This window comes from Altererythrobacter lutimaris (assembly GCF_013371495.1).
In the GTDB taxonomy this organism is placed as follows: domain Bacteria; phylum Pseudomonadota; class Alphaproteobacteria; order Sphingomonadales; family Sphingomonadaceae; genus Erythrobacter; species Erythrobacter lutimaris_A.
On record NZ_JABWTA010000001.1, the window covers coordinates 1,937,207 to 1,962,926 of the forward strand.

At 55.8% G+C, this 25,720-nt stretch carries 34 protein-coding genes and 1 pseudogene; 14 read left to right on the forward strand and 21 right to left on the reverse strand.

Features of this window, described 5'->3' with window-relative positions; translation table 11 throughout:
* The gene (locus HUO12_RS09295; RefSeq protein ID WP_176273288.1) at window positions 1-426 is read left to right on the forward strand and encodes a hypothetical protein; all 426 of its coding nucleotides are present in this window, start codon (window positions 1-3) and stop codon (window positions 424-426) included.
* A complete protein-coding gene (locus tag HUO12_RS09300; protein ID WP_176273289.1) occupies window positions 404-805 on the forward strand; it encodes a YidH family protein in 402 nt (133 codons plus the stop codon). Before HUO12_RS09295 ends, HUO12_RS09300 begins: the two co-directional genes overlap by 23 nt.
* A 9-nt stretch (window positions 806-814) precedes the next feature.
* On the opposite strand, the gene HUO12_RS09305 is transcribed toward HUO12_RS09300, so the two are convergent.
* From HUO12_RS09305 to gluQRS, 4 genes are all read right to left on the reverse strand, one after another.
* Window positions 815-1,684: a 3-hydroxyacyl-CoA dehydrogenase NAD-binding domain-containing protein gene (locus HUO12_RS09305; RefSeq protein ID WP_176273290.1), complete on the reverse strand. Its 870-nt coding sequence runs from the start codon at window positions 1,682-1,684 to the stop codon at window positions 815-817.
* Window positions 1,685-1,783: 99 nt separating this feature from the next.
* Window positions 1,784-2,359: a cob(I)yrinic acid a,c-diamide adenosyltransferase gene (locus HUO12_RS09310; protein ID WP_176273291.1), complete on the reverse strand. Its 576-nt coding sequence runs from the start codon at window positions 2,357-2,359 to the stop codon at window positions 1,784-1,786.
* A gap of 17 nt (window positions 2,360-2,376) precedes the next feature.
* Complete coding sequence (locus HUO12_RS09315) at window positions 2,377-2,607, reverse strand: HIG1 domain-containing protein (protein ID WP_176273292.1); 231 nt, start codon at window positions 2,605-2,607, stop codon at window positions 2,377-2,379.
* A 9-nt stretch (window positions 2,608-2,616) separates the two neighbouring features.
* On the reverse strand, window positions 2,617-3,447 hold the full coding sequence (gene gluQRS / locus HUO12_RS09320) for a tRNA glutamyl-Q(34) synthetase GluQRS (protein ID WP_176274388.1): 831 nt from the start codon (window positions 3,445-3,447) through the stop codon (window positions 2,617-2,619).
* 139 nt (window positions 3,448-3,586) lie between these two features.
* Between gluQRS and HUO12_RS09325 the strand changes: the two genes are divergently transcribed.
* Complete coding sequence (locus HUO12_RS09325; protein ID WP_176273293.1) at window positions 3,587-4,195, forward strand: HNH endonuclease; 609 nt, start codon at window positions 3,587-3,589, stop codon at window positions 4,193-4,195.
* A 103-nt stretch (window positions 4,196-4,298) separates the two neighbouring features.
* A complete protein-coding gene (locus tag HUO12_RS09330; protein WP_176273294.1) occupies window positions 4,299-4,760 on the forward strand; it encodes a hemerythrin domain-containing protein in 462 nt (153 codons plus the stop codon).
* An 11-nt stretch (window positions 4,761-4,771) separates the two neighbouring features.
* On the opposite strand, the gene HUO12_RS09335 is transcribed toward HUO12_RS09330, so the two are convergent.
* The 4 genes from HUO12_RS09335 to dksA form a co-directional block, all read right to left on the reverse strand.
* Window positions 4,772-5,179: a DUF4112 domain-containing protein gene (locus tag HUO12_RS09335; protein ID WP_176274389.1), complete on the reverse strand. Its 408-nt coding sequence runs from the start codon at window positions 5,177-5,179 to the stop codon at window positions 4,772-4,774.
* A 27-nt stretch (window positions 5,180-5,206) separates the two neighbouring features.
* Window positions 5,207-6,691, reverse strand: coding sequence for an ABC transporter substrate-binding protein (locus HUO12_RS09340; protein WP_176273295.1), 1,485 nt, complete (start codon window positions 6,689-6,691; stop codon window positions 5,207-5,209).
* 94 nt (window positions 6,692-6,785) lie between these two features.
* Entirely contained in the window at window positions 6,786-7,148 is a 363-nt protein-coding gene (locus HUO12_RS09345; RefSeq protein WP_176273296.1) for a PilZ domain-containing protein, read from the reverse strand.
* A gap of 136 nt (window positions 7,149-7,284) precedes the next feature.
* Window positions 7,285-7,740, reverse strand: coding sequence for an RNA polymerase-binding protein DksA (gene dksA / locus HUO12_RS09350; RefSeq protein ID WP_176273297.1), 456 nt, complete (start codon window positions 7,738-7,740; stop codon window positions 7,285-7,287).
* Window positions 7,741-8,051: 311 nt separating this feature from the next.
* Here dksA and HUO12_RS09355 point away from each other — a divergent pair, with 311 nt between their 5' ends.
* Window positions 8,052-8,375: a sel1 repeat family protein gene (locus HUO12_RS09355; protein WP_176273298.1), complete on the forward strand. Its 324-nt coding sequence runs from the start codon at window positions 8,052-8,054 to the stop codon at window positions 8,373-8,375.
* 36 nt (window positions 8,376-8,411) lie between these two features.
* On the opposite strand, the gene HUO12_RS09360 is transcribed toward HUO12_RS09355, so the two are convergent.
* The 5 genes from HUO12_RS09360 to HUO12_RS09380 are packed head-to-tail and all read right to left on the reverse strand — an operon-like array spanning window position 8,412 to window position 11,645.
* A complete protein-coding gene (locus HUO12_RS09360; protein WP_176273299.1) occupies window positions 8,412-9,563 on the reverse strand; it encodes a GNAT family N-acetyltransferase in 1,152 nt (383 codons plus the stop codon).
* The gene (locus tag HUO12_RS09365) at window positions 9,560-10,303 is read right to left on the reverse strand and encodes a glycerophosphodiester phosphodiesterase family protein (RefSeq protein WP_176273300.1); all 744 of its coding nucleotides are present in this window, start codon (window positions 10,301-10,303) and stop codon (window positions 9,560-9,562) included. Before HUO12_RS09365 ends, HUO12_RS09360 begins: the two co-directional genes overlap by 4 nt.
* 6 nt (window positions 10,304-10,309) lie before the next feature.
* Entirely contained in the window at window positions 10,310-10,771 is a 462-nt protein-coding gene (locus HUO12_RS09370; protein WP_176273301.1) for a RidA family protein, read from the reverse strand.
* A complete protein-coding gene (locus HUO12_RS09375) occupies window positions 10,768-11,397 on the reverse strand; it encodes an HAD family hydrolase (RefSeq protein ID WP_176273302.1) in 630 nt (209 codons plus the stop codon). The genes HUO12_RS09370 and HUO12_RS09375 overlap by 4 nt, the downstream gene beginning before the upstream one ends.
* Window positions 11,394-11,645 (reverse strand): DUF3572 domain-containing protein, encoded by a 252-nt coding sequence (locus tag HUO12_RS09380; RefSeq protein ID WP_176273303.1) that lies wholly within the window; start codon window positions 11,643-11,645, stop codon window positions 11,394-11,396. Before HUO12_RS09380 ends, HUO12_RS09375 begins: the two co-directional genes overlap by 4 nt.
* A 116-nt stretch (window positions 11,646-11,761) precedes the next feature.
* Between HUO12_RS09380 and HUO12_RS09385 the strand changes: the two genes are divergently transcribed.
* From HUO12_RS09385 to spt, 3 genes are all read left to right on the forward strand, one after another.
* On the forward strand, window positions 11,762-12,127 hold the full coding sequence (locus HUO12_RS09385) for a response regulator (protein ID WP_176273304.1): 366 nt from the start codon (window positions 11,762-11,764) through the stop codon (window positions 12,125-12,127).
* A 141-nt stretch (window positions 12,128-12,268) separates the two neighbouring features.
* On the forward strand, window positions 12,269-12,511 hold the full coding sequence (locus HUO12_RS09390; protein ID WP_176273305.1) for an acyl carrier protein: 243 nt from the start codon (window positions 12,269-12,271) through the stop codon (window positions 12,509-12,511).
* 15 nt (window positions 12,512-12,526) lie between these two features.
* Complete coding sequence (gene spt / locus HUO12_RS09395; protein ID WP_176273306.1) at window positions 12,527-13,753, forward strand: serine palmitoyltransferase; 1,227 nt, start codon at window positions 12,527-12,529, stop codon at window positions 13,751-13,753.
* A gap of 76 nt (window positions 13,754-13,829) precedes the next feature.
* On the opposite strand, the gene HUO12_RS09400 is transcribed toward spt, so the two are convergent.
* Window positions 13,830-14,669 carry a sterol desaturase family protein gene (locus HUO12_RS09400; RefSeq protein WP_176273307.1) on the reverse strand — a complete coding sequence of 280 codons (840 nt, stop codon included), beginning with the start codon at window positions 14,667-14,669 and terminating at the stop codon, window positions 13,830-13,832.
* A 49-nt stretch (window positions 14,670-14,718) separates the two neighbouring features.
* Here HUO12_RS09400 and HUO12_RS09405 point away from each other — a divergent pair, with 49 nt between their 5' ends.
* A complete protein-coding gene (locus tag HUO12_RS09405) occupies window positions 14,719-15,402 on the forward strand; it encodes a Crp/Fnr family transcriptional regulator (protein WP_176273308.1) in 684 nt (227 codons plus the stop codon).
* A gap of 5 nt (window positions 15,403-15,407) precedes the next feature.
* On the opposite strand, the gene HUO12_RS09410 is transcribed toward HUO12_RS09405, so the two are convergent.
* Window positions 15,408-16,052, reverse strand: coding sequence for a YqaA family protein (locus HUO12_RS09410; RefSeq protein ID WP_232367493.1), 645 nt, complete (start codon window positions 16,050-16,052; stop codon window positions 15,408-15,410).
* Between the two features lie 159 nt (window positions 16,053-16,211).
* Here HUO12_RS09410 and HUO12_RS09415 point away from each other — a divergent pair, with 159 nt between their 5' ends.
* The 5 genes and pseudogenes from HUO12_RS09415 (at window position 16,212) to HUO12_RS09435 (ending at window position 19,495) form a co-directional block, all read left to right on the forward strand.
* A complete protein-coding gene (locus HUO12_RS09415) occupies window positions 16,212-16,718 on the forward strand; it encodes a hypothetical protein (protein WP_332310397.1) in 507 nt (168 codons plus the stop codon).
* A gap of 151 nt (window positions 16,719-16,869) precedes the next feature.
* Window positions 16,870-17,142: pseudogene (locus HUO12_RS09420) on the forward strand (terminase large subunit domain-containing protein); the annotation flags it as partial.
* A gap of 43 nt (window positions 17,143-17,185) precedes the next feature.
* Window positions 17,186-17,557 carry a DUF2793 domain-containing protein gene (locus HUO12_RS09425; RefSeq protein ID WP_176273309.1) on the forward strand — a complete coding sequence of 124 codons (372 nt, stop codon included), beginning with the start codon at window positions 17,186-17,188 and terminating at the stop codon, window positions 17,555-17,557.
* A 188-nt stretch (window positions 17,558-17,745) separates the two neighbouring features.
* On the forward strand, window positions 17,746-18,816 hold the full coding sequence (locus tag HUO12_RS09430) for an OmpA family protein (RefSeq protein ID WP_176273310.1): 1,071 nt from the start codon (window positions 17,746-17,748) through the stop codon (window positions 18,814-18,816).
* Window positions 18,817-18,934: 118 nt separating this feature from the next.
* Window positions 18,935-19,495 carry a superoxide dismutase family protein gene (locus tag HUO12_RS09435; protein WP_176273311.1) on the forward strand — a complete coding sequence of 187 codons (561 nt, stop codon included), beginning with the start codon at window positions 18,935-18,937 and terminating at the stop codon, window positions 19,493-19,495.
* A 53-nt stretch (window positions 19,496-19,548) separates the two neighbouring features.
* On the opposite strand, the gene HUO12_RS09440 is transcribed toward HUO12_RS09435, so the two are convergent.
* From HUO12_RS09440 to HUO12_RS09465, 6 genes are all read right to left on the reverse strand, one after another.
* Window positions 19,549-21,183, reverse strand: coding sequence for an MFS transporter (locus HUO12_RS09440; RefSeq protein WP_176273312.1), 1,635 nt, complete (start codon window positions 21,181-21,183; stop codon window positions 19,549-19,551).
* 26 nt (window positions 21,184-21,209) lie between these two features.
* Window positions 21,210-21,905 carry a 7-cyano-7-deazaguanine synthase QueC gene (gene queC / locus HUO12_RS09445; protein WP_176273313.1) on the reverse strand — a complete coding sequence of 232 codons (696 nt, stop codon included), beginning with the start codon at window positions 21,903-21,905 and terminating at the stop codon, window positions 21,210-21,212.
* 48 nt (window positions 21,906-21,953) lie between these two features.
* A complete protein-coding gene (locus tag HUO12_RS09450) occupies window positions 21,954-22,373 on the reverse strand; it encodes a hypothetical protein (protein WP_176273314.1) in 420 nt (139 codons plus the stop codon).
* 118 nt (window positions 22,374-22,491) lie between these two features.
* Window positions 22,492-23,406: an Hsp33 family molecular chaperone HslO gene (hslO, locus tag HUO12_RS09455; RefSeq protein ID WP_176273315.1), complete on the reverse strand. Its 915-nt coding sequence runs from the start codon at window positions 23,404-23,406 to the stop codon at window positions 22,492-22,494.
* Window positions 23,407-23,475: 69 nt separating this feature from the next.
* Window positions 23,476-24,438: an ornithine carbamoyltransferase gene (gene argF / locus HUO12_RS09460; RefSeq protein WP_176273316.1), complete on the reverse strand. Its 963-nt coding sequence runs from the start codon at window positions 24,436-24,438 to the stop codon at window positions 23,476-23,478.
* Window positions 24,438-25,625, reverse strand: coding sequence for an aspartate aminotransferase family protein (locus tag HUO12_RS09465; RefSeq protein ID WP_176273317.1), 1,188 nt, complete (start codon window positions 25,623-25,625; stop codon window positions 24,438-24,440). Before HUO12_RS09465 ends, argF begins: the two co-directional genes overlap by 1 nt.
* Between the last annotated feature and the right edge of the window lie 95 nt (window positions 25,626-25,720).

Here is a 25,720-nt window from a genome sequence, read left to right on the forward strand (position 1 = left end):
ATGGCGGCAGGAATCTTCAAGGGCCCTAAAGGCGCGCTCATTTTCATGGGCGCAACTATGGCAAGCGTCGTGCTGCTAGTCGGCACGGAAGAGGATGGTGGCGCCTTGGTGGCTGCCACCGATGAGATTTCTCGTAACACCTCTGGCGATCAGATCCCGGCACGTGATGTCGGGCGCTTGCCGCAGCCTGCAGCACGGCCTGCGCGGCAGCCGTCAGAACCTGTATTCGGCGACAATACGTTCTTCACTGATGAAGAAGAATTGATCGACGATACAACAGGCTTTGACCCCACACCTGACGATCCGCAGCCATTCGACACCCAACCCTCCGATGCTCAAGTCTTTGAGCAGCAGACGTTTGACTCTCAGCCACCTTCCGGCGATGTGACTGTCGTCGAAAGTTATGGCCAAACAGAAATCCGATAATTCCAACGATCTTGCTGAAGAGCGTACCGATCTGGCCGAAGACCGCACCATCATGGCGATGGAGCGTACCTTTGCAGGCTGGATGCGTACAGCCTTTGCCGCCATCGGCATAGGATTGGCTTTTCGCGCTGTATTCGGCGAATTCGATCCGCCCTGGCTCGCTCGTGCAATCGCAACCGCATTTATTCTTCTTGGCGCAGTCGTCGCTTACACTGCAGAGCGTCGAGCGACCGCAACATTCAAGCGATTGTCCCCACATGAGGTCGATACGCCCGGCAGGCCGGGCATTCGCTGGATCGGATGGGGGGTATCAGGAGGCGCAGTTCTTCTTGCTATCGCGCTTTGGGTACTGCACGAGAACGGCCCTCTTGGTGGCTAGCAATGGCGACTAGCGCGTCGGCACCGGCGCTTCGCCGGTATAATCGTAGAAGCCGCGTCCTGTCTTACGGCCAAGCCAGCCCGCCTCGACATATTTCACAAGCAATGGCGCAGGTCGATACTTGCTGTCGCGGGTCGTCTTGTAGAGGACCTTGATGATATCGAGGCAGGTGTCGAGGCCGACGAAGTCAGCCAGCTCCAACGGACCCATCGGATGGTTGAGGCCTAGGCGACACCCTTTATCGATATCGACAATTCCCGCAGTTGACTGGCCGAGCACAAAGATGGCTTCATTAATCATCGGCAGAAGAATGCGATTGACGACAAATCCAGGCTCATCCTGACTGAGGACGACCTGCTTACCTAAGCCTTCGGCAAAAGCCGTGATGCGATCGGTGGTTTCTTGTGCAGTCGCAAGGCCAGGGATGACCTCAATCAGCCCCATGACTGGCACCGGATTGAAAAAGTGCAATCCTATGAAGCGCTGGGGATCGGGCGAATAGTTTGCCATCCGTGTGATCGGGATAGAACTTGTATTGGACGCCATCACAGCATCATCAGCAAGCATCTTGCCAACAGCTTCGAATATGCTCTGCTTGATCTCTTCGCGTTCTGTCGCGGCCTCGATGATGAGGCTAGCATCGCTCATCGGCGCATAATCAGCCACTGGAGTAACGCGAGCAAGTATAGCCTCAGCCTGGTCCGCTTCGAGCTTCCCGCGACCAACCAGCTTGGTCAAAGCCTTGTCGATCTTGCTCTTGCCAGCTTCAGCATGCGCAAGATCAAGATCGGAGAGCAGCACCTTCATACCGTGCTGTGCCACCGTTTGCGCAATGCCCGTTCCCATCTGGCCTGCGCCAATTACGCCAACTGTCTGCATAGTACCCGTCCTTATCCCGATGCTGCATTTCGCAAGTGCAGCATGACTGTTGGCGCGCCTGTTAGCGAGCGTAGAGAGGTCTGGCTAGTGGCTTGGGGGCTAGCGGTTGGCGCCGGGCACCCACTTGACATCAGCAGCGCCATTATCGTTGAACACCCGTGCAAGCACAAAGAGGTAATCAGAGAGACGATTGATGTAGGCAAGCGCTGCAGGGTTGGTCGGCTCCGCAGCTGCGAGAGCCGTCATCGCGCGCTCAGCTGCTCGCGCGCTTGCACGTGCAACATGGGTAAGGGCGGCCGCTTCACTTCCGCCGGGCAATACAAAACTGCTCAGCGGCTCTAATGCCTCGTTCGCCGCGTCAATTGCGTTTTCCAGCCAGTCGACTTGAGGCTGCACGACGCGCAGCACCATCTCACCGGGCGCGAAGTCACCATCTTCAGCCGGCGTTGCAATATCGGCGCCGAGATCGAAAAGATCATTCTGAACCCGGAGAAGGTTCTGAGCGTGCTCTCCATCGTCGAGGGCCGCTGCCGCGAGCCCAATCGCGGAGTTCGCTTCGTCGACCTTGCCGATAGCTTCGATCCGTAGACTTGCCTTCGCCACGCGAGAGCCATCCACGAGACCTGTTGTCCCGTCATCACCAGTGCGCGTATAGATCTTGTTGAGCTTGACCATAGTCTGGAGCGGTATGCTCAGCGCGAGACTGCAAGAATAATCGCGACGACCACGATCGCCAGCGCCTGATACTTGATGCGGGCGAACATCGCCTTGTTTTGCATCAGCTGCATTTCCGTGACGGTTTCGCCTTCTCCGCTTTCGAGGTCGACCTTAGTCGTCTTCAGAAATGCGACGATCCCGCGAACGAGCGACACAACCACCAAGATGCAGAGGATAATGAGAATGGGTACGAGAATGTAATTCATGGCAGTTATCTAGGCCTTCTCAAACGAAATGCCAGTCGGCAAAATATGCGACCGGAGTTGCTTTGCAAGCAACGGTCCGTCTTCTCCTGCGTTCCTCAAATCAGCCAGAGAAGCCGATCCGCGGCGCTTTGCGAGCTTCTTGCCTGTCTCGTCCAACAGCAGCGGATGGTGATGCCAGCGTGGAACGGGAAGACCCAACAAAGCTTGCAACAACCGATGAATATGAGTGGCTTGAAACAGGTCTGCGCCCCGTGTCACCAAAGTGATGCCATCAGCTGCATCGTCAAGCGTCGCGGCCAAATGATAGCTCGCGGGCAGAGCTTTCCTCACGAGGATAACATCCCCGAACACACTGGGATCGGCCTTTTGCGACCCTGCAACTTCATCTTCCCATTCAAGGGCGCCAATCCGTTCTGCGGCACGCTCTACATCCAGCCTCCAGGCTACAGGCGCATCTTTATCGATCTCGATGCATTTGCAGGTGCCTGGATAGATCGGGCCCTCAGGCCCCTGCTTCGCCGCTTGCTCTGCGATCTGTGCACGGCTGCATTGGCACGGATAGAGCAATTCCATCTCGGCCAAACGGTTCGCGGCCTCTCGATACGTGTCAATCCGCGTGGATTGCGCGGGAACCTCTTCCCATTCCAGCCCTAGCCATTCCAAGTCGCGGCGAAACTCATCCGCCAATTCAGGTTTGCTGCGCTCGCCATCAATGTCCTCGATCCGCATCAAAAAACGCCCTCCCTCGGCACGCGCAAGATCATGCGCTACGATAGAAGAATAGGCATGCCCGAGATGGAGGTGGCCGTTCGGGCTAGGGGCGAAACGCGTGACTATCATGGGTCCGAACATCCTATGGCATAGTGTCTTACTCCTCGCGAGCACACAATTGTGCTGTGGAAAGCGGCATTGTCATGGGTTTGACTCCAAATCCTGTCACGGCATGTTCCATTCATCAGCCGAGTAAGGAGCGCGAAACGTGTTCAAAGCCGAACTGATTGAAAGAGCAGCGCGATTCCGCAGTGCGGAGGAGGATCCGACGCGCAATCCAGAGGCGTGCCCGTCGCTGGTACTCAATGCTGATTACACGCCATTATCTTACTACCCCCTCAGCCTTTGGCCGTGGCAGACCGCAATCAAGGCCGTGTTTCTTGACCGGGTAGACATTGTCGCAAGCTATGACCGCGAAGTGCATTCGCCTTCGTTGGATATGAAAATCCCCAGCGTCATTGCACTCCGGCAATATGTGAAGCCTAGCGAGTTTCCTGCGTTTACGCGCTTCAATCTGTTTCTGCGCGACCGCTTCCAATGCCAATATTGCGGCAGTGGCCATAATCTGACGTTCGACCATGTGATCCCGCGTCGAATGGGCGGCAAGACCACGTGGGAGAACATCGTCACCGCTTGCGCGCCGTGCAATATGAAGAAAGGCGGGCGCACCCCGAAAGATGCGCATATGGGCCTTTTCTCGAAGCCTATCCGGCCGACAAGCTGGCAATTGCAGCAATATGGCAAGGCCTTTCCGCCAAACTATCTGCACGAGACTTGGCGCGATTACCTTTATTGGGACATCGAACTTGAAGAGTAAGATCAGCTCGTAAGATCTAGGCGCAATTACCTAGCATTGCCGCAAGAGGCTCGCGGGTTTTATCGCGTAGTTATTTCTCATTATCCCAACGAGAAAACAAACGATGTCGCAAACCCGAACATTTCGCAGGCAACATGCCGCGCTTGAAAAGCTCGCAACCGAATTGTCAGAAGCTATGTCTCGAATTGACGCCGATCCGGATGCCGAGCGTTGCGCCCACATCATCGCCAAAATGACAGGCATCCTGATTCTGCATCTAGCAGCGGAAGACCGTTCGCTCTACCCTCGTATGATTGCATCGTCTGACCCGGCGGTTTCGAAAACCGCCTCCGAGTTTGCTGAAGAGATGGGCAATCTTGCTCCGGCCTATTCGGAATTCGAGGCCAAATGGCGTTCGGCTGATGCCATTTGCGACGATCCTCAAGGCTTTCGTCAGGAAGCTCAAGCGATCCTTCAAGCGCTCAGTACGCGCATACACCGTGAGAATACGGTGCTTTATCCAATCGCAGAAAGCATGCAGTCTCGCAAAATGTCGGTTGAACATCCGATGATGGCGTGCCGCTAAGCTGAAGAAGGTCAGCCTTCGATGACGCGCGACTCCGGATGATGTTTATCAAGATGCTTCTTGATGATGCGCAGATTGCGGGTGTTTGAGCGAAACAGAAAGTCTGCTGCATCGCCGACAACCGGCACTGCACCAATCGCAGTGTCGACAGCAACGTTGGCGCCCATCCTCCAGAGTTTCCACTTGGGAAGACCCAAATTGCGCGCTTCCCACACGAGATAAGCCCCCATCGCCGTTGTGACGATATCGCCCAGCACAGGTATCAGCCCGACAATAGCGTCAAGCCCAATCGGGACATTCACACCGGGAATACGAAAACTGCGTTCCAGCAGCATTTCCATGGCTTCAACACGTTGACGGATCGACTGAACGTCCGTTCCGGTTGGCAAAGATAAGCCGACGATTTGCGGCTCATTCATGTCGCGCATGCGGCTCTCCTTCACCCACTAAATGGGGTTGAGTGCGAGAGGAAACAAGGCGTGGAGGCCCCATTGGTTCTCTTCATAGCCTGAAACACCGGCTCTAACGAGCGACCAGCGCACCGGTTGGCCGAGCGGTATGAACACTTCTTGCGCGATCAATGCGGCTTGAGCTTCCGCATAAATCTCCTGCTTTGCCACCAGATCACGGACTTCAAGCGCCTCTTCAACCAATGCATCCGCTTTTGCAGAGCAAAGCCCCTCATCTAACCCACAGTGGAACTGATTGAGGTACCAGCGCGGGGAATAATAACGCGCCAGAGCGTCGAAGATGCGTAAATCGGCATCGCTCTCGTCTTCAGCTCGAATGGCTTCCACGCCAATTCCCGACAGGTCTTCGCGAAGCTGTTCGAACAGCAAATCGCTCCCTGGTCCATCCGGCATGAAGATCTTAAGGCGTGCAAGGCCCCCGAACTCCGCCGCAGCGGCACTGGTTTTCCAGCCGGATACTCGGCGTGCGGCAGTGGCGCGGCGTTCGTCAATTGTCTGGCCCTCCCAGCGTTCTTGCTGAGCGGAGTTCTCACCCGCCAATGACCCCGGGTAGATCAGAGTGGATGCCTGCCAGCCGCCGAAGTTAAACGGTTGCATCAAATCGGAACGATCAATCGCCATGGAAATAGCTTCTCGCAAAGGCGCATCTGCGAGGAGGCCTTCGGGCCGCACGATCTTAAGGCCAAGCAAGCCCAACGGGGCATCGAGGCGCACTGTGCCGGCAGACAAGGGGCCAGTATCGGCCAACGGCAAGTGAGCAATCGTGCCGCCGAGCACCAAATCAATTTCGCCATCTGCAAACTGGCTAACCGCGCGTTCCGCCGGTAGCGTTCTCACGAATAGAGAACGGGTTAGCTCGCTCCAGTTCTGTCGCGCTGGCAAACCTCTAGCTTCGGGCGGCAATGCTGCAAGTTCAATAAGGCTGCTGTTTTCCTGGGATTGCTCTGCCATAGGGCCGGTTCCCAGCCCTGCACGCTCAAAACCCATTTCAGGTTGAGCGAGCAAGCGCATGAAATCGGGCATTGGGCTCTTCAACTGGATTTCGACGACACGACCGGTCATCGCCCGGATTTGATCAATCTTTGCGAGGTCGTACGCGAGTGCGCTACCGCTAAGCGTCACGATATTGTCCTGCAGGGCATCACGAATGTCTTCGGCAGTGATTGGCTCGCCGTCTGGCCAATCTGAATCACGCAAGCGGAAAATATAGCTCATTCCATCATCGGTTACGATCCAGCGCTCTGCGATGGCAGGCAAAATTTCGCCAGACGGATCAAGCGCAACCAAACCCTCTTTCGTGGCTGCGCGCAAATGGGCACTGGCTATAGTGAGGGCGGTGAGGTCCTCTTGCTCAGCATCTGCCACAGCGCCGATCACAGCAATGTCTAATGGACCGCCCGCGTCCGAGCGATTGCAAGCCGCCAGCAAAGCCAGACTGAAAAGAATTGCCCCGATCCGCATGCGCAGCCTTGTAACAGAGCACGGCTGTCTCGTCAGTCAGCAGTTTGAATATTTTGATTAGCCTTGTGCCAGCAGCAGCGCTGGCTGCAGAATGCTATTCAGAGTCTTTGCTAAGGGCGCCAAGATCGATCTCGTGCTCAAAGGCAACCCCAAATCGATTTTGCTGAACCCATGCGACTGTGCCGTTTGCTTCGCCTATGCCCGGAAGATTGACTGTTATCCGATGCCCACGAACAACAGGGACCTGGCCATCACCCATCATTCCGCCAGCCGAAAGGTTGCGCACCTTGATGCGGTGCGCATCCGACTCACTTTCAATCCGAAGATCGGCCAGTAGAAAAAGGTTTTCGCGCGCAAGGTTGCGAGCATCTGTCGTCACCATCGCTATCATCCTTTTCTTTCGCGCCGCTTCGGCGCAATGCTGCCGGCAGGCACAATTCCAGTTTGCGAATGTCAAACCTCTATCTCGCGGAGACTAAAGAAGCATTAACCTCTACAACGCGCAATAAGCCTGAAAATGCGAGTCAGCGGAACGAAACGCGTCGAGTTATCAAGTGCAGTCAGGTGAGCGCCTCGCGGCTCTCTGTTATCGCTCAATCGTCGCGCGAGATCTTCTCTTTGCGCTCGTGGGCTTCTTGCGCTTCGACTGTCATGGTCGCAACCGGACGAGCAATCAGCCGGCGCAGTCCAATCGGATCACCTGTGACTTCGCAATAGCCATATTCGCCAGCATCAATCCGGCGCAAAGCAGCATCGATTTTGGAGATCAGCTTGCGTTGACGATCACGGGTCCGCAGCTCAATCCCCCAATCGGTCTCGCTCGACGCACGATCATTCAGATCGGGTTCGCGGATCGGTCCGTCCTGCAATGACTGGAGCGTCTGCCCAGCCGCATCATGGATAGATTGCTTCCATTCAAGCAGCAGCATCCGGAAATAGTTTTCCTGCTGCTCGTTCATGTAAGGCTCGTCCTCGCTCGGTACGTAATCCGGAGCGAGATCGCTTTTCACCTTTTCGAGAACTTTATTATCTGTTGCCGCAGTGGCCATATGGTCCTCTTAAAAACTTCCCCGACAGACCGTCCTGTTGCCTGACATCCCGATTTTTCGGTGATGCAGCCCCTCTGCTGAGCGGGCCTATAAGCGTGAGTTACAGCGCGCACAAGGAGGATTTACAGCGCCTCGTATAGCGGCTGTGCATTAACAGGCTGCGAACGAATGACTTGGCAAAGAAACCAGTTCGTTAGGCGCAGCAAACAAAAAAGGTGAACACGTTAACTATTTGGTGACCATGTTTGAGCGACACCTTGGTCAAGCGATGCGGAAGGGGAACCGGATCGCCAGAATACTAGGGGGCCAAAATGCAATTGAAGAGCATTACAGGAACAACAAACGAAGCTGACATTCAGGCGGAGAATCTGTTCATCGCCAATGCGCTTGCCGCAGCTGCACAAGGTGACCTGAGCGCCTATTTCGATCTCGGCGTCGCTTATTCAACCGGAAGCCAGGGCGCGCAATGCGACCTCGTTGAAGCACACAAATGGTTCAATCTTGCTGCATCCAAAGGGCATGAAGAAGCAAGTTGGTGTCGTGCTGATATATCTGACGAAATGACCGCTCGTGAAATCGCAGAAGCGCAGCGCCGTGCACGTCAATGGATGGTGCAAGAACGCAAGGTAGCTTGATCGCTAGGAGGGCAAGCCGAGTATACGCTTGCCAATTTATCCCTTTTTAAAAGGGGTTCTTTGATCAAGGAACATCTGGTCGGTCGCGATACCCTCACGCTCGCGATCAAGGAAATCAGTGACCGCGCGGCGAAACCCGAGATCACCAATCCAATGCGCTGACCACGTCTGCTCTGGCTCATAGCCACGGACAAGTTTGTGCCCGCCCTGTGCACCTGCTTCGACATGCTTGAGCCCGCGCTCAATGGCGATGTCGATGGCTTGGTAATAGCACAGCTCGAAATGCAGGAACTTGATGTGCCTACTACAGCCCCAATAACGGCCGTAGATTGTCTCGGGGCCAACAAAGTTGAGCGCACCAGCCACCCATTCACCGTCTTGCTCTGCCATGACGAGCACAATGCTTTCAGCCATGGTCTGGCCAAACAGAGTGAAGGCATCGCGCGTCAGATAGGGCGTGCCCCATTTTCTGAGTCCGGTGTCCTGATAAAACACCCAAAACGCATCCCAGTGCTCTTGCTTGATGTCATCGCCTGACAGCTGAACGATCCGCACATCGCGCTGTGCAGCCGCCCGTTCCTTCCGCAATGCACGGCGTTTTCGCGAGGCCAGCGCACCAAGGAAATCATCAAAGCTGGCATAGTCGCGATTGTGCCAATGGAACTGGATATCACTGCGCGTTAGCCAGCCGCCACATTCAAACAATGGCAGTTGCGCGCGATCGACAAAGGTCGCGTGCGCGGTCGCGATCTCGCTGCGTTCGCACAGCGTTTCAACCGCTTCCAGCAAATGCGGAGCAAGCGTTTCATCGCGCAGCAAAAGTCGCGGCCCGCTGGCAGGTGTGAATGGCACTGCGATCTGGAGCTTGGGATAGTATTGACCGCCGGCGCGCTCCCACGCATTCGCCCAAGCGTGATCGAAGACATACTCGCCTTGGCTATGGTGCTTCACATAGCTCGGCGTGGCCGCCGCGAGCTTCCCTTCCACATCAGTGATTATGACCGGGACCGGCTCCCAGCCGGTGCCGGGACCGACCGAGCCTGAATCCTCCATCGCGCTCAAAAACTCATGGCTCATGAACGGGTTGCTGGTGGAGTTGAGCACGTTCCACTGGTCACGATCAAGGCCGCTAATGCCATGCGCGATCTGAACCGTGTAAGCGGAGCTTTCCGACGAGGAATCGCTCATGCGCTCACCTCAGAAGAGAGGCCCTCTGCTTCGCTAATAAGCGCATCGGTATGCTCCAGCGCGCAAGCGCGTGTGCCACTTGAATTCACCGTCCAAGTCAGGATCGGCAGGCCTTTGCGTCGAAGCTTCGCAACCCAAGGGTTCGGTAGCGCTGCAATATGGTAAGCAAGAAAGTCCGGTCTCGCGATTTTGAACGCCATCCGCCTTTGCCAAGCTTGCTGAGTGTAACCATACTCATCCTCGCGCATCACCAACCCGGCACAAGTCTTGGGTGCATTACGGCGAAACCACCGTGCAACGCGCGGGTCAAAGCTCATGACGGCATATTCGCCAGTGTAGTGTTCAACTTCGCTGGAAACTATTTCGCAACTGCGCTCGACATCATATCCGCGCTTGGACTTGATCTCGATCAGGATTGGAACTCTGCCAGCGACCTCTTTGAGAAGGTCGGCGAGAGACGGTGGAGACTGGTCACTCCCCTTAAGCTTGAGCTGCCCGATTTCGGCAGCGCTCACGCGATCTGTGTCTCTTTCGTCTCCCGTTAATCGCTCCAGATCCCAATCATGAAAGACCATCGGGATGTCGTCCGCGCTTCGCTGAATATCGCACTCGATACCCATACCTCGTTTGATCGCCAAACGAGCGCCTTCAAGCGAATTCTCCGGAACGCCTGCTCCATGCAAACCGCGGTGGGCGTATTCCCACTGCGTCAGCCAGTCTGGAGCAATGCGCTTAGGCAAGGCGGCTTACTCTCCCGCCAGCGCGATAATGGCGTCGACTTCCACCGCTGCCCCGATGGGAAGTGAAGGAACGCCTACAGCCGCTCTGGCGTGGCGACCGGCTTCGCCGAAAACGTCGAACATCAGCTCAGAAGCACCGTTCGCTACTCTGGGCTGGTCAGTAAAATCGGAAGTGGAATTTACAAATGCACCGAGCTTTACGATGCGCTCCACTCTGTCGAGCGGAACCAACGCCGCCTTCAATTGTGCCAGAATCATTAATCCGCAAGCTCTGGCCGCGGCGGTGCCGTCTTCAATACTCACATCATCGCCCAGTCGTCCCGTTACGAGCTCACCATTCACAAACGGCAATTGCCCCGAGACATGCGCAAAGCCGTTCTGAACAACGACTGGCACATAGCTAGCGACCGGGGCAGCGGCCTCAGGCAAGATGATGCCGAGTTCCTGCAAGCGTGCTTCAATGCTCATGCCTTTTCTCTCTCCAATTGTTGGAGCAGCCACGGCAGGGCCTCGCTCCATTGATCAATTCGTGCATGGGCATGACCTGCCTCATGCGCGCAGTCTATATGCGGCGCGATGTCCGGATCACCGCAAAGGTGCAGCCGCGTCACCTGCGGCACTTCTTCTGAAACGGACAAGTGATGCTGGGCCAGATCGTCGATGAAGATCGCTTGAGCGGGCGCATATTCTTCTATGATCGCTCTCAGCGCAGGACCCTTGGGTCCCTGATTTGTGAACACACGCGCATGGACCCCGTGATTCTTCAATTGCTCGGCACGATGATCGCGCCGCTTGTCGACAAGGTTTGTCAGAATCACGACTTCGGCATCCTCGGCCAAGCGGTTGATACCATCGACCGCACCGGCAATTGGCAATTGCCGATCCATCTCCGTATCGAAGAACTTGCCAAGATAGCGCCAGATTTCCTCCGGCGGCAGCACTTCTCCGCTTTCACGCCAGCGCATGGCAGTCGCGAAATTGTTGCCCTGCAAATTGAAGGTGATCTCACCGCCTTCTTCAAGCCACTCCTTGAAATGCGCGACCATGTGAAGGATCACTTCGTCGCAATCGCTGATGATAAGAGGGCGAGTCATTCTGGTGTTCCCTGGCGCAATTGAGCGCGCGCTGCGATAAGCTCTTCTGGCGTGACCGCAAGCGCCTCTGCGCATTGGACGAGATCAGGCTCATGATCAGCCAGGAAATCCAGCACTGCTAACATGACAATGGGATTGTCGAGACCGCTTCGCAGCGCGTCTGGATCAAGTCCGGTTAATGAAAGCAAGCGTTCCGCCCTTGGCTGATCGCTGCATGTCCAGCCAAGGGCCGCAAGCGCGAGAGCCATCGCGGCACTGTTGGAAGCGCCATTGGCCTCCGTATTCTTACCTGAATTTGTAGAGAGAATTGTCGCCGCCTTCACCTGGGTTTATACACGTTCACTAACAGGGAGCATTCCAGCCAGTGTCAAAGAGAATATTGGTCGTCGAAGATAACGATTTAAACCGCAAATTGTTCTGCGACGTCCTGAGAGCCAATGGATTTGAAGCCGAACCCTGCGCTGATGGGGCCGCCGCACTTGATACTGCGCGCGATATCACGCCTGATTTGATCATTATGGATATCCAGCTCGCCAATATTTCCGGCATTGACTTGATCCAGCAGGCCAAGGCGGACAGCACATTGTCCGATGTGCCTGTATTGGCTGTCACAGCCTATGCCGGAAAGGGCGATGAAGACCGCATCAGGGAAGCCGGAGCGGCAGGTTATCTGGCAAAGCCGATATCGATCATGCCGTTCATGAATGCGGTCAAAGGGCTTGTCGAATAAGAACATTCAAGCCGCGCAAGCCTATGTTCATGCCCGGTCGCCAAATGCGCAAAACTTGACAAGCTGCATCTTCAACCGCTTTTCACCCGTAATTGCGTGGCATCTCCCGCGCTCTCGAAGACTTAGAAAGGTTTCACCCTGATGGATCGCGCCGAAATCGACGCTACAATTCGCTCTTTGATCGAGCCCTTCAACAAGAAGGAAGTCGAGATCACGGACGAAACCACTTTCGCCAACGACCTGGAATTCGACAGCCTGACGGTTATGGATTTTGTCGCGGCAATCGAAGACGAATTCGACATCATCATTAGCATGAACCAGCAGGCGGAAATCGAGAATTTCGGCCAGCTCATCGATGCTGTAGCGAAGCTGCAAGACAGCTGAGGAAATAGTAGGCCGATGACTGACCAGGATCTCATGACAGAGAAGGGCGATCTCTTCTCCAAGTTCGATGATCTCATCCAGATGCGCGAAGGTCTGCTGGCGAGCGGGGTTGAAGATCCTTTCAATCTCGTGATGGAGAAAGTGCTTTCGCCTACGCGGGCGATTTGCAACGGGCGCGACACCATCCTGCTTGGTACATATAACTATATGGGCATGACGTTCGATCCGGATGTGATCGATGCGGGCAAGCAAGCGCTCGCTGATTACGGTTCGGGCACGACCGGAAGCCGCGTTCTAAATGGCACTTATCAGGGCCATAAGGAATGCGAGGACGCTCTGAAAGAGTTCTACGCCATGGACCACGCAATGGTGTTCTCGACCGGTTATCAGGCCAATCTCGGGATCATTGCGACCATCGCTGGCAAAGGCGATTACATCGTGCTCGACATCGACAGCCACGCATCAATCTATGATGGCTGCGCAATGGGCAAAGCCGAGATCGTGCCGTTTAAGCACAATGACATCGAAGCGATGGAGAAGCGCTTGCGGCGCATTCCGGAAGAGGCTGGCAAGCTCGTGGTTCTTGAAGGCGTCTATTCGATGTTGGGGGACGTTGCGCCGCTCAAAGAGATGGTCGCAATCGCGAAGAAATACGGGGCGATGGTCCTCGTCGACGAAGCGCACTCGATGGGCTTTATCGGTGAAAATGGCCGCGGCGTTTGCGAGGAAGCCGGCATTATTGATGATGTCGATTTCATCATCGGGACATTCTCGAAAAGCGTTGGGACAGTCGGCGGTTTTTGCGTCTCGAACCACCCGAAGTTTGAAGTCCTAAGGCTGGTATGCCGTCCTTATGTGTTCACTGCGAGCTTGCCGCCTAGCGTGGTAGCGACTGCGGCGACTTCTATCCGCAAGCTGATGCATGGCTCTAACAAGCGCGCGCACCTTTGGGAAAACTCTAAACGCTTGCACAAAGGGCTGACGGAGCTTGGTTTTGAGCTAGGGACGGACGAGCCTCAAAGCGCAATCGTAGCGGTCATCATGCCGGACCTGGAGCGAGGCGCTGCAATGTGGGAAGCGCTCTTAAAAGAAGGGCTTTATGTCAATCTCGCGCGACCGCCAGCGACACCGGCCAACATGACATTGCTGCGCTGTTCGCTTTGCGCAGAACACAGCGCAGAAGAGGTTGAAACCATTCTTGGAATGTTCGAGCGCGCGGGCAATGCGATAGGTATCATTTGACACAAAATGGGCGGCCGAGGCACGAAGCCTCGGCCGCCCGTCCTGCATGTCCCCCGACTGCAGTTGTAAGGCAAAGTTAAGCCCTTGCCTCCTCTCCAACTGATTGATCCGTCTGTGTTTTATTCTCTGGGAATACCGGCCACATGAGCTGCTGGCCGAGCGTAGCGGGTGCCAGGTTCTCAACGCCATAGCTTTCCGGATATCTGCGCGTGATCTTCGCTGTACCGAACAGAACATCCCAGAAAAACAGCAGGTTGCCGTAGTTCCCTTTGTAGTTGACGGCTGGATCATCGGCATGGCGACCATGATGCGCGTGATGCGTTGCCGGGGTCGAAATTGTCCGCTCAATCAACCACATAACAGGGGAGAGCCATTTGATGCGGTAAAGCGGCTTGTCCCAGGCGACGTCCGAATGCGCGCCGGTAATAACCGCAAGCTTTACAACGATATAGCCAGCATAGACCCACCCCAGACCAAGGTAGATAAGCACGCCAGACAGCCAGATGCCCGGCATCATCGCATAGTAAAACAGGTTATTCCGGTAGACCAGCCGCACGCTCATATATTGCGCGTTGTGATGCGCGCGGTGCAGATTGTAGAGCCATGAGAATGTGTGGCTCGCGCGGTGCCACCAATATTGCATCATATCATCGAGAATGAGGAACAGCGCGATCGCGGCAAAGACATTGATTTCGGAAAGCGCGCCTTCCCATTGCGGCGCGATCCAACCCGCCAAAGCAGCCGACGAGAACAGGATTGTCGGCTGTGTAAAGCCCAGCAACACAAACATACTGACCGCTTCGACAATGCCATCATCGCGCGTCTGCTCGGCTTTCGAAAACAAATTGGAGCGCAAGAGCTCCAGAAACGCGAAGCTGAGGAAGATCGCGAGAATCGCTAGGGTTGAACCGGGCATGTGACCTCTCCTTGTCGCAAACCGATATAACTGATAGCTCGCACACAGAATGTCAGATATTTTACAATTTGATCCGCGCTCGCTTAGCGCGCCCATGCTGTTCTCTGTGCTTGAGCCAGACCATCAGGCTTCGCTGCTGACAAACGCGCCCAAGCGGCAGTTCGCGGAAGGTGCGATCATCCAGAACAGAGGGGAGAAAGCGCAAGGCTTCTATCTGATCGAAACCGGCTCTGTTGCCATCGGCCAATTCCTCATGAGCGGAGATTTTCGCGGGGTTGCGCTGCTAGGCGCTGGAGATTCCTGGGGTGAGCTCGCCATGCTGACTGAGCGGCCAAGGGTCGTGGATGCGATTGCCAGAACGGATTGTACAGTACGGTTCATCGGTGAAAGCGACTTCGACGCCCTGGTCGCGCGCGAACCGGCGATCATGCGAAAACTGCTGGTGGCGCTGTCAGCGCAGCTGCAGGAATTGCTCAATGTGATGAGCGGCATCAGGCGCGGTTCCGCGATGCCGCGCGTTGCCGCCATGCTCAACACACTGGCTCGCAACATGACTTTGCCTGCGCAGATTTCTATCACGCAGCAGGAGCTGGCAGAGTTCCTCGGCCTGACCAGAGCCACAGTCAATGCGGCCTTGAACGCGCTTTCCGAGGCTGGCGCAATCACGAGAGGCTATGGCGCGATTACCGTTGTATCGCGAGTAAGTCTCGAAGAAGAAATGCTACAGGATTAGCCGGCTCAGGCTGGTGAGATCTCAGTCACCTGATCGCATTTGTGCGGCTCACCATCATCGCTTCCGCCAAGCTGTGTGATCGCTACAAAGCCAGCGACGACCAGCACGACAAAGATCGTTGTGACAGTGCCGAGATATTTGTCGATGATGCGCTTGATCGGCGCACCAAAAACCTGAAACAGAATGCCGACGACCATGAATATGAGCGCGCGTCCGGCAAGGGCCGCGAGCGTGAACGTCACAATGTTCATCTCGATGAAGCCCGCTGTGATCGTCATCAGCTTGAACGGGATCGGCGTTCCGGCAGCAAGGAACACCGCTGCCGCGCCTTGCTCGCGAATATAGCATGCTGCGACCGGGAAACTTTCCGACAGGCCCAGCACACCGAGCATCCATTCGCCGACGGTCTCATATAGGAAATAGCCAATGGTATAGCCGAACAGCCCGCCCAGCACCGAGGCTATTGTCGCTATCGCGGCAAAGCGGATCGCTTTCTTTGGCTCTGCCAGACACATCAGGCCAAGCAGTGGATGCGGCGGGATCGGAAAGAAGCTCGACTCGATAAAGCAGAAGAATGCCAGCCACCCTTGCGCATGCGGGTGAGCAGCTTTGTCCATCGTCCAGTCGTAAAGACCGCGGATCAATCGCATCATGGAAGGGAAGTATCCTTGCTGGTTTTGCGCGATTTACGGCAGGCCTCGCTAGCGCGCAACAGTGCGTTTGTAACCTATTTGGCACTTTTTGATTGACATCGTCACACTCTTTGGGTACAAAACAAGAACATCGCGATAGTGTGATTCGCTCAACCGGTGGCGCTCCAGCAGCGCTGCTGCCTCCCCCGCAGCATGGAATTCCGTATGACAGACACGCCGAAACAGAAAGTTTCGGGCGCCAATAAAGGGCGCTCGATCAATACACGCTGGCGCGACAACTTTATTCAAGAGCTCGCCCGCACCTCAAACGTCACGAAGTCTGCCAAAGCCGTCAACCAAACTACCAGTACCGTCTACCGGCTGCGCAGCAGTGATCCGGCTTTCGCGCAGAAGTGGCTGAACGCTTTGTGGGAAGGCTATGTCCATCTCGAAATGGAAGTGCTGCGCCGCCTTCGCGAAGGCGACCTCAAGACCGAAGATGGCGACAAGTACGATTTCGCCAATGCCATTCGTTTGCTGAGCGCGCACCGCGATAATGCCGCTGAAGCACAAGCGGCCAGACACAATGTGAGTGCGGCGGAGGTGCGCGCATCAATCGACAGGAAAGTGGAACAGATCCGCTCGCAAGTGCTGGCAGAGAAACAATCGCGTGCCGTCAACTAAGCTTGCGTGGCTCGCTGACACGACGCCTGAGCAACGCCGCAAACTGGTCAAGGTTCTTACACCCCGAGAACTCGGCGAGTTTATGACATATTGGGAGCACTGGGCGCGCAAAGAACAATTGCCGCCCGAGGGCGATTGGCGGACCTGGCTCATGCTCGCCGGACGCGGCTTCGGCAAGACACGTGCGGGTGCGGAATGGACGCGCATGATCGCAGAAAGCGATCCAAAGGCGCGCATCGCACTGATCTCGTCATCAATCGGTGAAGCGCGCAGTGTGATGGTCGAAGGCGAAAGCGGGATCCTCGCTTGCAGTCCCTTGGACAGAGTGCCGAGATTTGAACCGTCACGTCGAAGGCTGATTTTTGCCAATGGTGCGCAAGCGCAGTTGTTCTCTGCCGCAGAGCCTGAGAGCCTGCGCGGTCCGCAACACAGCCATGCTTCCAGGACAGAGCCAGAAAGAATTCTTCGTGAACGAAGCGCTCGGCATACTGGATGGCCTCTGGCAGGTCTCAGTCGAAGGAACAGTGGCAACCCCGCCGTCCGAACCGACTGTTGGCGAGTGCTGGATTGTGGCCTCAGCCGCAACCGGAGAGTGGATCGGGGAAGACAGCAAACTCGCACTGTGGAGCGAGAGCGGCTGGAGCTTCATATCGCCCGTTCAGGGGATGTTTGTTTTCGACAAGTCGTCCTCACAGTTTCGGCGATACGACAATGGCTGGAATGCCGCCGATCCGGCAAGCGCTCCGCAAGGTGGAAGTGTCATAGATGTGGAGGCACGCGCTGCAATTGGGGAGCTTGTCGCAGCTCTGCGCACATTCGGCGTATTCCCACCTTCTTAGAGGTGAAAACCACCGATTCTGCAGTATGTTAACCTTTGGTCGCCATATCCGCCTGACTTGAGCAGGAGCCGCGACATAATAGCGACTTTATTGCAACAGTGGGTAGGCATTGTCCGCTTGCCACGTAACAAGGTAAAAGTTAAAGAGCATCAGTGGCTTCAAACCGCGTTTAATAAGGGGAATACATAATGCGCAAACTCGTCATAGGAATGGCGATTGCATCAACGGCGCTTACAACGCCAGCGCTTGCCCGCGAAGACCAATGGTATGTTGGTGTCGACGGCGGCGTGATGATCGTCGAGGATGCAGATTGGGACATCGGTGGCAACAACGATGTTGCTACGACCGATTACGACACAGGCTTCGATTTCGGCGGTGTTGTAGGCTACGACTTCGGTGCTTTCCGTCTTGAGACGGAAGCAAGCTATCGTACGTCCGACCTCAACGACATCACATTGGGACCTGACCAGTTCAATGCAGAAGGCGGCGTTGACGCGCTCAGCTTTATGCTGAACGGTCTGTTCGACTTCGGTCCCGACGATGGCCTGCAAGGTTTCGCTGGTGGTGGTGTTGGTATTGCCCGCACTTCACTTGATCTTGTGAGCGATGTCGCAAGTTTCGACGATTCCGACACAGGTTTCGCATGGCAGCTTCTCGCTGGTATTCGCGCTCCGCTGACAAAGCATTGGGATGCTGGCCTCAAGTATCGTTATTTCAACGCACCGAATATCGGCATCATCGATTCTACGGGCGCAAATTTTGATACTGACGTGTCAACGCACTCTCTGATGGCGTCGATCGTGTACAACTTCGGCGGCGAAACGGTTCCACCACCGCCTCCTCCACCGCCTCCACCGCCACCACCACCGCCACCACCTCCACCGCCTCCTCCACCGCCGGCACCGGTCTGCAACACGGGTCCATACATCGTGTTCTTTGATTGGGATCAGTCGGACATCACAGCTGAAGCTGCGACGATCCTCGACAATGCAGTTACGGCTTATGCCGATTGCGGTACGGCTAGTGTGATGCTGGCAGGCCATGCTGACCGTTCTGGTAGCGTGACCTACAACATGGGCCTCGCGGAGCGTCGTAACGACTCAGTCCAGGCATATCTGGCTGGTCGCGGTGTTCCAGAAGATCGCATCTCGAGCGAAGCTTTCGGTGAATCGCAGCCCCGCGTGCCAACCGCGGATGGTGTTCGCGAACTGCAGAACCGCCGAGTCGAGATTTCTTACGGTCCGGGTTCGGGCATGTAAGGATCGCGACTAAGCGATAGCAATTTAAGGGGCCGGTTTTCCGGCCCCTTTTTTGTGTCTGGTAAACGAGGAGCTGCCCGCTAGAAGGTGAGAATCCGCTGATTCAGGAGAACACCTCGTGCGTGCATATTCATTCGCTACAATTAGCCTAATCGTTGTGCTTGGCGCATGCGGCACTGCTGATCCGGATGGCGCTACCACCGCGGACGACACAGTGACCGGGACCGGGATTGTCGGGACCGCGGCATTGAGTGACGGGGCAGGAAACCCGGTGGGCAACGTCACCCTTTCCGAAGAAAACGGACAGCTACTCCTGAAGTTTGAGGGCCAGGACTTACCCTCAGGAACGAGCGGATTTCACTTGCACACGACTGGCCTATGTGGAGCACCCGATTTCACTAGCGCTGGGGGACATTTGAACCCTGCGGACAAGGAGCACGGAGCAGACAATCCTGCAGGCAAGCATCTTGGCGACTTGCCAAACCTGATCATCAATGATGATGGTACCGCATCAGCAAGCCTGACTGTCTCTGAACGGAGCAAAGAAGCGTTGGCCGCCATCTTCGACGAGGATGGGACAGCGGTCATGGTCCATGCGGATGCCGATGACTATGCGACGGACCCTACTGGGAACGCAGGGTCGAGGATTGCATGTGGAGTGATTCAGAAGGCCAGCTAAGCTAACACTTTCGTGGGAGCTTCATGTCTTGAAGAACTGCCAAGCCAGATTGTTCAGTCTGGCTCACCAGCGGCTTTTGCACGCTCGAGCACCGTCTCATTTGCTTTCGGCACAAGTTTGATCGCGGCAACAAGCAGCGCTAGGCCGATGGGTGTGATCCACAGCGTTGACAGAACACCAATGCTCAAATCTCCATCGTTCTGAGCCGAAACATAGCCCGCGGTATACGGTCCCAGAGCCAGTCCAACCAAAGTCGTCGCCAAGAAGAACGTCGCTGTCGCGGTCCCGCGCATACGAGGCAGAACCAAGGCTTGGCTACTCGCGGCAGCAGCCCCCAGTGCAGAAGCGGCCAGCGCGCCGACGACCACATTGAGTATGATGAACAGTACGAAGCTGTCTGTCGTATATTGGACGATCGCGAAGGGGATGGGGCTCAATAGCCCGAAAAGTACTACCCAGATCCGGCCAGCCTGAGTTCGCTGGAAGAGTGCATCGGCCATTCGCCCGCCAAGAATGACCCCAAGGAAACCGCCAGCTGCGCCGCCCCCGCCAAGCCAAAAACCGAGCTCAGCTTTCGATACATCGAATACTCGTTCTGCAAAAGGCGCTCCCCAATATGAGGCCGAGTAGGCCATAAATGCTACAGTACCGTACCCGAGAATGGTGCAGAGGAATGCTGGCGACCCCCAAGTTAAAGCAAAGGTGGGATAGTCACGAACCCGGAGAGAAGTTGCCCACGAGAATACCGCGTAATAGCCTATCGCGAGAAGAAACCATTGGTCGGTGATCATGGGCAAATCGACCCCGATCACCGATCCAAGCGCGCTAACAATCACGCCCTCTCCGGACTGAAGCCAAACCGTAAGCATATGAGCTACAACAAATGCACCAAGAAAGACTGCAATGTTGAGCAGCAGGCTTTTCGTTCCGCGCTCATTGGCGCCAAAAAAGGTGAAGCCGGGAATGATCGTGTAGAGTTCTCTCACGAAACCCCGGAATGGTTTGGGATCTTCCGGAGTTTCCAAGCCGTCGATTGCTCCTCTGACCGGCTCGCGCAATGTGGCGACCCAAATTGCGAGCAATAGACCGGGCACACCGACTGCGATAAAAGCTGCCTGCCAGCCCACAAGGCCTAGCCAAGGATCGCCGTCTGGAAACGCAGAATTCCATCGATCAACGATCACGCCGCCGATCGCGAGTGATACCCCACCACCGATGTAGAGGCCGGAGCTGTAAATCGCGAGCGCAGTCGCACGAAGCCGCGCAGGAAACCAGTCCGAAATCAAAGAGTAGGCTGACGGGCTCGCCGTCGCCTCACCGACTCCCACGCCGATCCGCGCAACTGTGAGTGTCGCAGCATCCCTTGCAAAACCAGAGACTGCGGTCATGGCGGACCAAAGCGTCAGTCCCAAAGTCATCAAGCGCACGCGTTTCCAACTATCGGCCAGTTTCCCAAGCGGGATTCCGAAGAGCGCGTAGAAGATGGCGAATGCGGTCCCGTAGAGAAAGCCAAGATACGCATCATCAACGCCCAAATCGGCTTTGATGTCGTTCGCGAGGATTGAGAGGATTTGCCGGTCGATGAAGTTCAAGACATAGACCAGAACCAAGACGCTGAGTGCGTACCAGCTGTAAGAGGGGACCGGAGCATCAGCATTGCTCTCAGCTTGCGGCTGGTTGTCACTCATACTCTCTCCCTTGAATCTCATGCTTCTTAGGCTGCGTATTGCGTTGTGTCTTCAATCTTCGCTTCTGCAAATCCCTTTTTACGCAATCGGCAGGAATCGCACAGTCCGCATGCTTGGCCATCCGGACTAGGATCATAGCAAGACCACGACCAAGCCGGATCTAAGCCTAGCCGAGCGCATTCGTGCGCAATGTCAGCTTTAGTCATATGCTGTAACGGAGCATGGATTTGGACGCCGCGATCCTCAACACCCATCTTGGTGCCAAGTCGGGCAGTCTCCGCAAAACTCGAAATGAACTCGGGACGACAATCAGGGTATCCCGAATAGTCGAGTGCATTCACTCCGATAAAGACATCATGCGCGTCTTTTGCTTCGGCATAAGCGACGGTCAGCGATAGAAAAACCAGGTTTCTCGCCGGAACATATGTGACTGGAATATCTTGGCCCACGCCTTCCTTCGGCACTTCGACGTCATCCGTGAGAGCCGATCCGCCAAAGGCCCGCAAATCCAAATCAATCACACTGTGTGCTTTAGCACCCAAACGCTTCACGATGGCTCTCGCAGAATCAATCTCTCGCACATGACGCTGACCATAATTGATCGTTAATGCATGCAATGCGAAGCCTTGCTCAATCGCAAGCGCCGCGGACACCATTGAGTCCAGCCCACCAGAGAGCAGCACAACGGCCGGCTTCGTATTTTCTGAGAGTTTCGCGTTCATGTCCTCGGCTTAATGAAAGCCGCGCAAACTTCAATCAGTCTTGCTGATTTACTGGCAAGCGCCCTGGTAACGAGCTTCAGCGTAGACTTGAAAGGGGCGCTCGTTAGCAATGCCTTGGCTCGAGAGCTGCAACAGGGCTCGCGTTTCGCGCCTAATGGTCGTGCGACCATAGCCGTCACCTGGGCAAGAATACTGCACAGTCGCCATATCAGGCTCATTGGCGACGATGACATTGCTGCATCCGGATTTGCCATGTTTGAGCTTCAAAAGCTCACGGCCTGAGCGCACACAGATTGAGCGCGGCGGAGACCCATCGCGGAAGCGGATGCTCCATTGGCCTTTCTCAATTCCATCAAATACTGCGAGGCGAGTATCCTGCGCCTTCCCGGCAGGTGCAAAGGCAAGCGCAATGACGCCCGCAATTGCAAGCAGACAAGAAATAGTCGCAGCTTTGATCGTACGATTCACGATGGATCAGTCTTCCAGCAAGGCCCTCACGACAATGTGTGGACTCGAAGCAATTTATAGCACGTATTAGCTCAGCAGCGATAAACCGTTACTTAACGGCGACAAACGGAGTTCGTGGTCAATTTGGCAAGATGAACTCACGTGAGCAGAACGCGCAATCGACCACAATCTCACCAGCATCATTGCGCATCGCAGCGCGCTCATCTTCGGGAAAGCGCTCCAGTACTGCTGTGTAATGTTCGACTGAGCAGCGGCAACCGCGAGACAAAAGCGCGCCCGGCTGGACGTTGATCCGATCTTCTTCGTGATACAGCCTCCAGACAAGGCCCTCCATGGAAAGCGCTGGGTCAAGTAGTTCTGCATGGCTCAACGTCCCACCTACGATTGCCACATGCTCCCAATCCGGATGGTCATGTCGCACATGCAATCGCTCGCGGCCCTCTTCACCATCCGCCAAATGCTGTACCAAGATGCCTGCAGCTACACAGCCTTCAGAGCCGCTTTGCAGTGCAACGCGAATGAGCGTTGGGACTTGCTCTGATTGAACGAAGTAACGCTCGCACGCTTCAGTCAGGCTGTCGCCCTCGAGTGGCACAATTCCCTGATAGCGATTGCCTTTGCCGCCGGCGGCTGGACCGGTTTCGAATGTGACAGCAAGATGGCCCTTGCCAAACAGGGCTCGTAACGTGGGATTCGCGCCGAGGCCGCCCAGCTGCGCGGCATCGAATTCGGCATAGCCGCGCAGCTCCCCCTCCCGAAAATCGCAGACCAGCAGGCGAACAATCCCTTCTTGCGTCTGAGCTTGCATGGTGAGCTGACCACCATTCTTCAGCAGCCCTCCCATCAACGCACCCAGAACCAAGGCTTCAGCCAAGAGATGCTTGATCGGGGCCGGATAGTCATGGGCCGACAAGACGGTGTCGACCACCTTGTCCAGCCGGACCATCCGGCCACGCGCGTTGCGTGCAGGCAGGGAAAAGCCCAGCAATTGATCGGCAAAGATCTCAGGCGGTGCGGTCTGAATATTGGTCATGCGCGTTCATATGGAGGCTAACAAAGGGCTTTTTAAGCCCTCGAATGACCTCCATTTCTTTCGCTCAGCTTACTTGAGCAGACCGAATGCCCAAAGCAAGATGGATTTCTGCGCGTGGATCCGGTTTTCCGCTTCATGAAACACAACCGACTGAGGACCTTCGAACACAGCTTCATTAACCTCGTCTCCGACATGCGCCGGTAGACAATGCAAGAAGAGCGCATCGGACTTGGCCTGCGCCATCAAAGCCTCATTGACCTGATATGGTGCCATCGCAGCGCGCTTCTCCGCAGCATCTGCCTGGCCCATCGAAATCCATGTGTCAGTTACAATCACATCTGCGCCCATCGCAGCAGAGCTTGCGTTCTGTGTGAGGGTGACGGTGCACCCCGCATCGCGCGCCATCTCGACGAATTCGGCCTCAGGCTCATATCCGGCTGGTGTCGCGACCCGAACGTTGAACTTCATCAATGCCGCTGCTTCCAGAATGGAATGCAGCACATTGTTGCCGTCTCCGAACCAAGCCACTTCCAGCCCCGGCAATGACTTGCCATGTTCAATGACTGTCAGAAGATCGGCCACAATCTGGCATGGATGCGAACGATCAGTCAGTCCATTAATCACTGGAACATGGGCATGATCCGCGAGCTCTTCCGCCTTTGCATGATCGTCGGTTCGGATCATGATCGCATCAACCATGCGGCTCAATACGCGTGCGGTGTCCGCGATCGTTTCGCCGCGGCCAAGCTGACTGGTCGCACTGTCAAGGATCAGACAGGACCCGCCTAGCTGGCGCATCGCGATATCAAAGCTGACACGGGTGCGCGTGGAGTTCTTTTCGAAGATCATCGCCAACACGCGCCCATCGAGAGGCTTGTCCGCATCGGGCTTGGCCTTGGGCCAGCCTTTACGCAGTGCCTTGCGGTCAATTGCATCTGCCATCATCCCGGCAATGGCATTGCCACCTGCATCGGAGAGATCGAGAAAATTCTGCACCGCTGGCGCAAGATCAAGTGGTCTCGAATCGCTCATCAGCTTGCATCAGGCGAGTAGCTCGCCGCCCCAGCCGAAAGCTTTTCAAAGAATTCGTCCATCTCAGCATCACCGAGAACTAGCGGAGGCAGAACGCGCAGCGTGTTATCGCCCGCAGCGACAGTCAGCAGCTGGTGATTATCGCGCAGATGGACGAAGAATGGCCTGCTTTCCACTTTCATCTTGATGCCAAGCATCAATCCCTTGCCGCGCACGAGTTCGAACAGCTCCGGATAGTTTCCGATAAACTGTTCCAGCCGCGAGCGTAGTCGCTCACCTTTCTCGCGAACGCTGGAAAGGAACTCCTCGTTCGCCACAGCGTCCATCACCGCGCTGCCTGCTGCCATAGCAAGCGGATTGCCGCCGTAAGTGGAACCATGGGTACCAGGGACCATGCCGCGCGCGGACTTCTCAGTCGCGAGGCATGCGCCGAGAGGGAATCCCCCACCGATCCCTTTTGCTGTCGCCACGATGTCAGGCGTGATGCCGTATTGCTCGTAAGCGTATAGCGTGCCGGTGCGAGCAACGCCGCACTGCACTTCATCAAGCACCAGCATCAGATCATTCTCGTCAGCCAGTTTGCGCAGGCCTTGCATGAATTCTTCCGATGCCGGACGGATACCGCCTTCACCCTGTATCGGCTCGACGAGGAAGCCAGCCGTGTTTGGCCCCATCAGAGCCTTGGCCGATTCCAGATTATCGAACTCGGCATATTTGAACCCGGCCAGAAGCGGCGAGAAGCCGTGATGCATCTTCTCCTGATTAGACGCACTAATCGTGGCCATGGTCCGGCCGTGGAAGGCATTGGCAAAGGTAATGAGCTCAAACCGCGTCGTATCCCCATCGTGCTGGTGGTAAGCGCGCGCGGTTTTGATCGCAGTCTCAACCGCTTCTGCGCCTGAATTGGTGAAGAAGACCGTGTCGGCAAAGGTGTTATCGACCAGTTGCTGCGCGAGCTTCTCGCCTTGTGGACTGCCATAGAGATTTGAGACATGCATCAAGGTCTCAGCCTGTTTCTGAATAGCTGAAATTAGACCTTCATGGCTGTGACCGAGCAGATTGACCGCTATGCCACTCGCGAAATCGAGATAGCGCGTGCCGTCTTCGTCGATCAGATGGCAGTGTTCTCCTCGGACCGGACGCACACCGCACCGAGGGTAAACGGGCATCAGTGGAGTAATAGCCATAGCAGCACCTCAAATCTCGAATTCGGAAATAATGCAAAACCAAAGAGAAATGGCGACCCCCTGTCTCATGGACTGGGGCCGCCATTTGCTCCGTT

Bases quoted from the DNA above. Each gene is read 5' to 3' on its own strand.
- HUO12_RS09295 (WP_176273288.1), top strand. From the start codon at position 1: ATGGCGGCAGGAATCTTCAAGGGCCCTAAAGGCGCGCTCATTTTCATG.
- HUO12_RS09300 (WP_176273289.1), top strand. From the start codon at position 404: ATGGCCAAACAGAAATCCGATAATTCCAACGATCTTGCTGAAGAGCGT.
- HUO12_RS09305 (WP_176273290.1), bottom strand. From the start codon at position 1,684: ATGCAGACAGTTGGCGTAATTGGCGCAGGCCAGATGGGAACGGGCATT.
- HUO12_RS09310 (WP_176273291.1), bottom strand. From the start codon at position 2,359: ATGGTCAAGCTCAACAAGATCTATACGCGCACTGGTGATGACGGGACA.
- HUO12_RS09315 (WP_176273292.1), bottom strand. From the start codon at position 2,607: ATGAATTACATTCTCGTACCCATTCTCATTATCCTCTGCATCTTGGTG.
- gluQRS (WP_176274388.1), bottom strand. From the start codon at position 3,447: ATGATAGTCACGCGTTTCGCCCCTAGCCCGAACGGCCACCTCCATCTC.
- HUO12_RS09330 (WP_176273294.1), top strand. From the start codon at position 4,299: ATGTCGCAAACCCGAACATTTCGCAGGCAACATGCCGCGCTTGAAAAG.
- HUO12_RS09335 (WP_176274389.1), bottom strand. From the start codon at position 5,179: ATGAATGAGCCGCAAATCGTCGGCTTATCTTTGCCAACCGGAACGGAC.
- HUO12_RS09340 (WP_176273295.1), bottom strand. From the start codon at position 6,691: ATGCGGATCGGGGCAATTCTTTTCAGTCTGGCTTTGCTGGCGGCTTGC.
- dksA (WP_176273297.1), bottom strand. From the start codon at position 7,740: ATGGCCACTGCGGCAACAGATAATAAAGTTCTCGAAAAGGTGAAAAGC.
- HUO12_RS09355 (WP_176273298.1), top strand. From the start codon at position 8,052: ATGCAATTGAAGAGCATTACAGGAACAACAAACGAAGCTGACATTCAG.
- HUO12_RS09360 (WP_176273299.1), bottom strand. From the start codon at position 9,563: ATGAGCGATTCCTCGTCGGAAAGCTCCGCTTACACGGTTCAGATCGCG.
- HUO12_RS09370 (WP_176273301.1), bottom strand. From the start codon at position 10,771: ATGAGCATTGAAGCACGCTTGCAGGAACTCGGCATCATCTTGCCTGAG.
- HUO12_RS09375 (WP_176273302.1), bottom strand. From the start codon at position 11,397: ATGACTCGCCCTCTTATCATCAGCGATTGCGACGAAGTGATCCTTCAC.
- HUO12_RS09380 (WP_176273303.1), bottom strand. From the start codon at position 11,645: ATGGCTCTCGCGCTTGCGGCCCTTGGCTGGACATGCAGCGATCAGCCA.
- HUO12_RS09390 (WP_176273305.1), top strand. From the start codon at position 12,269: ATGGATCGCGCCGAAATCGACGCTACAATTCGCTCTTTGATCGAGCCC.
- spt (WP_176273306.1), top strand. From the start codon at position 12,527: ATGACTGACCAGGATCTCATGACAGAGAAGGGCGATCTCTTCTCCAAG.
- HUO12_RS09400 (WP_176273307.1), bottom strand. From the start codon at position 14,669: ATGCCCGGTTCAACCCTAGCGATTCTCGCGATCTTCCTCAGCTTCGCG.
- HUO12_RS09405 (WP_176273308.1), top strand. From the start codon at position 14,719: ATGTCAGATATTTTACAATTTGATCCGCGCTCGCTTAGCGCGCCCATG.
- HUO12_RS09410 (WP_232367493.1), bottom strand. From the start codon at position 16,052: ATGCGATTGATCCGCGGTCTTTACGACTGGACGATGGACAAAGCTGCT.
- HUO12_RS09430 (WP_176273310.1), top strand. From the start codon at position 17,746: ATGCGCAAACTCGTCATAGGAATGGCGATTGCATCAACGGCGCTTACA.
- HUO12_RS09440 (WP_176273312.1), bottom strand. From the start codon at position 21,183: ATGAGTGACAACCAGCCGCAAGCTGAGAGCAATGCTGATGCTCCGGTC.
- queC (WP_176273313.1), bottom strand. From the start codon at position 21,905: ATGAACGCGAAACTCTCAGAAAATACGAAGCCGGCCGTTGTGCTGCTC.
- hslO (WP_176273315.1), bottom strand. From the start codon at position 23,406: ATGACCAATATTCAGACCGCACCGCCTGAGATCTTTGCCGATCAATTG.
- argF (WP_176273316.1), bottom strand. From the start codon at position 24,438: ATGAGCGATTCGAGACCACTTGATCTTGCGCCAGCGGTGCAGAATTTT.
- HUO12_RS09465 (WP_176273317.1), bottom strand. From the start codon at position 25,625: ATGGCTATTACTCCACTGATGCCCGTTTACCCTCGGTGCGGTGTGCGT.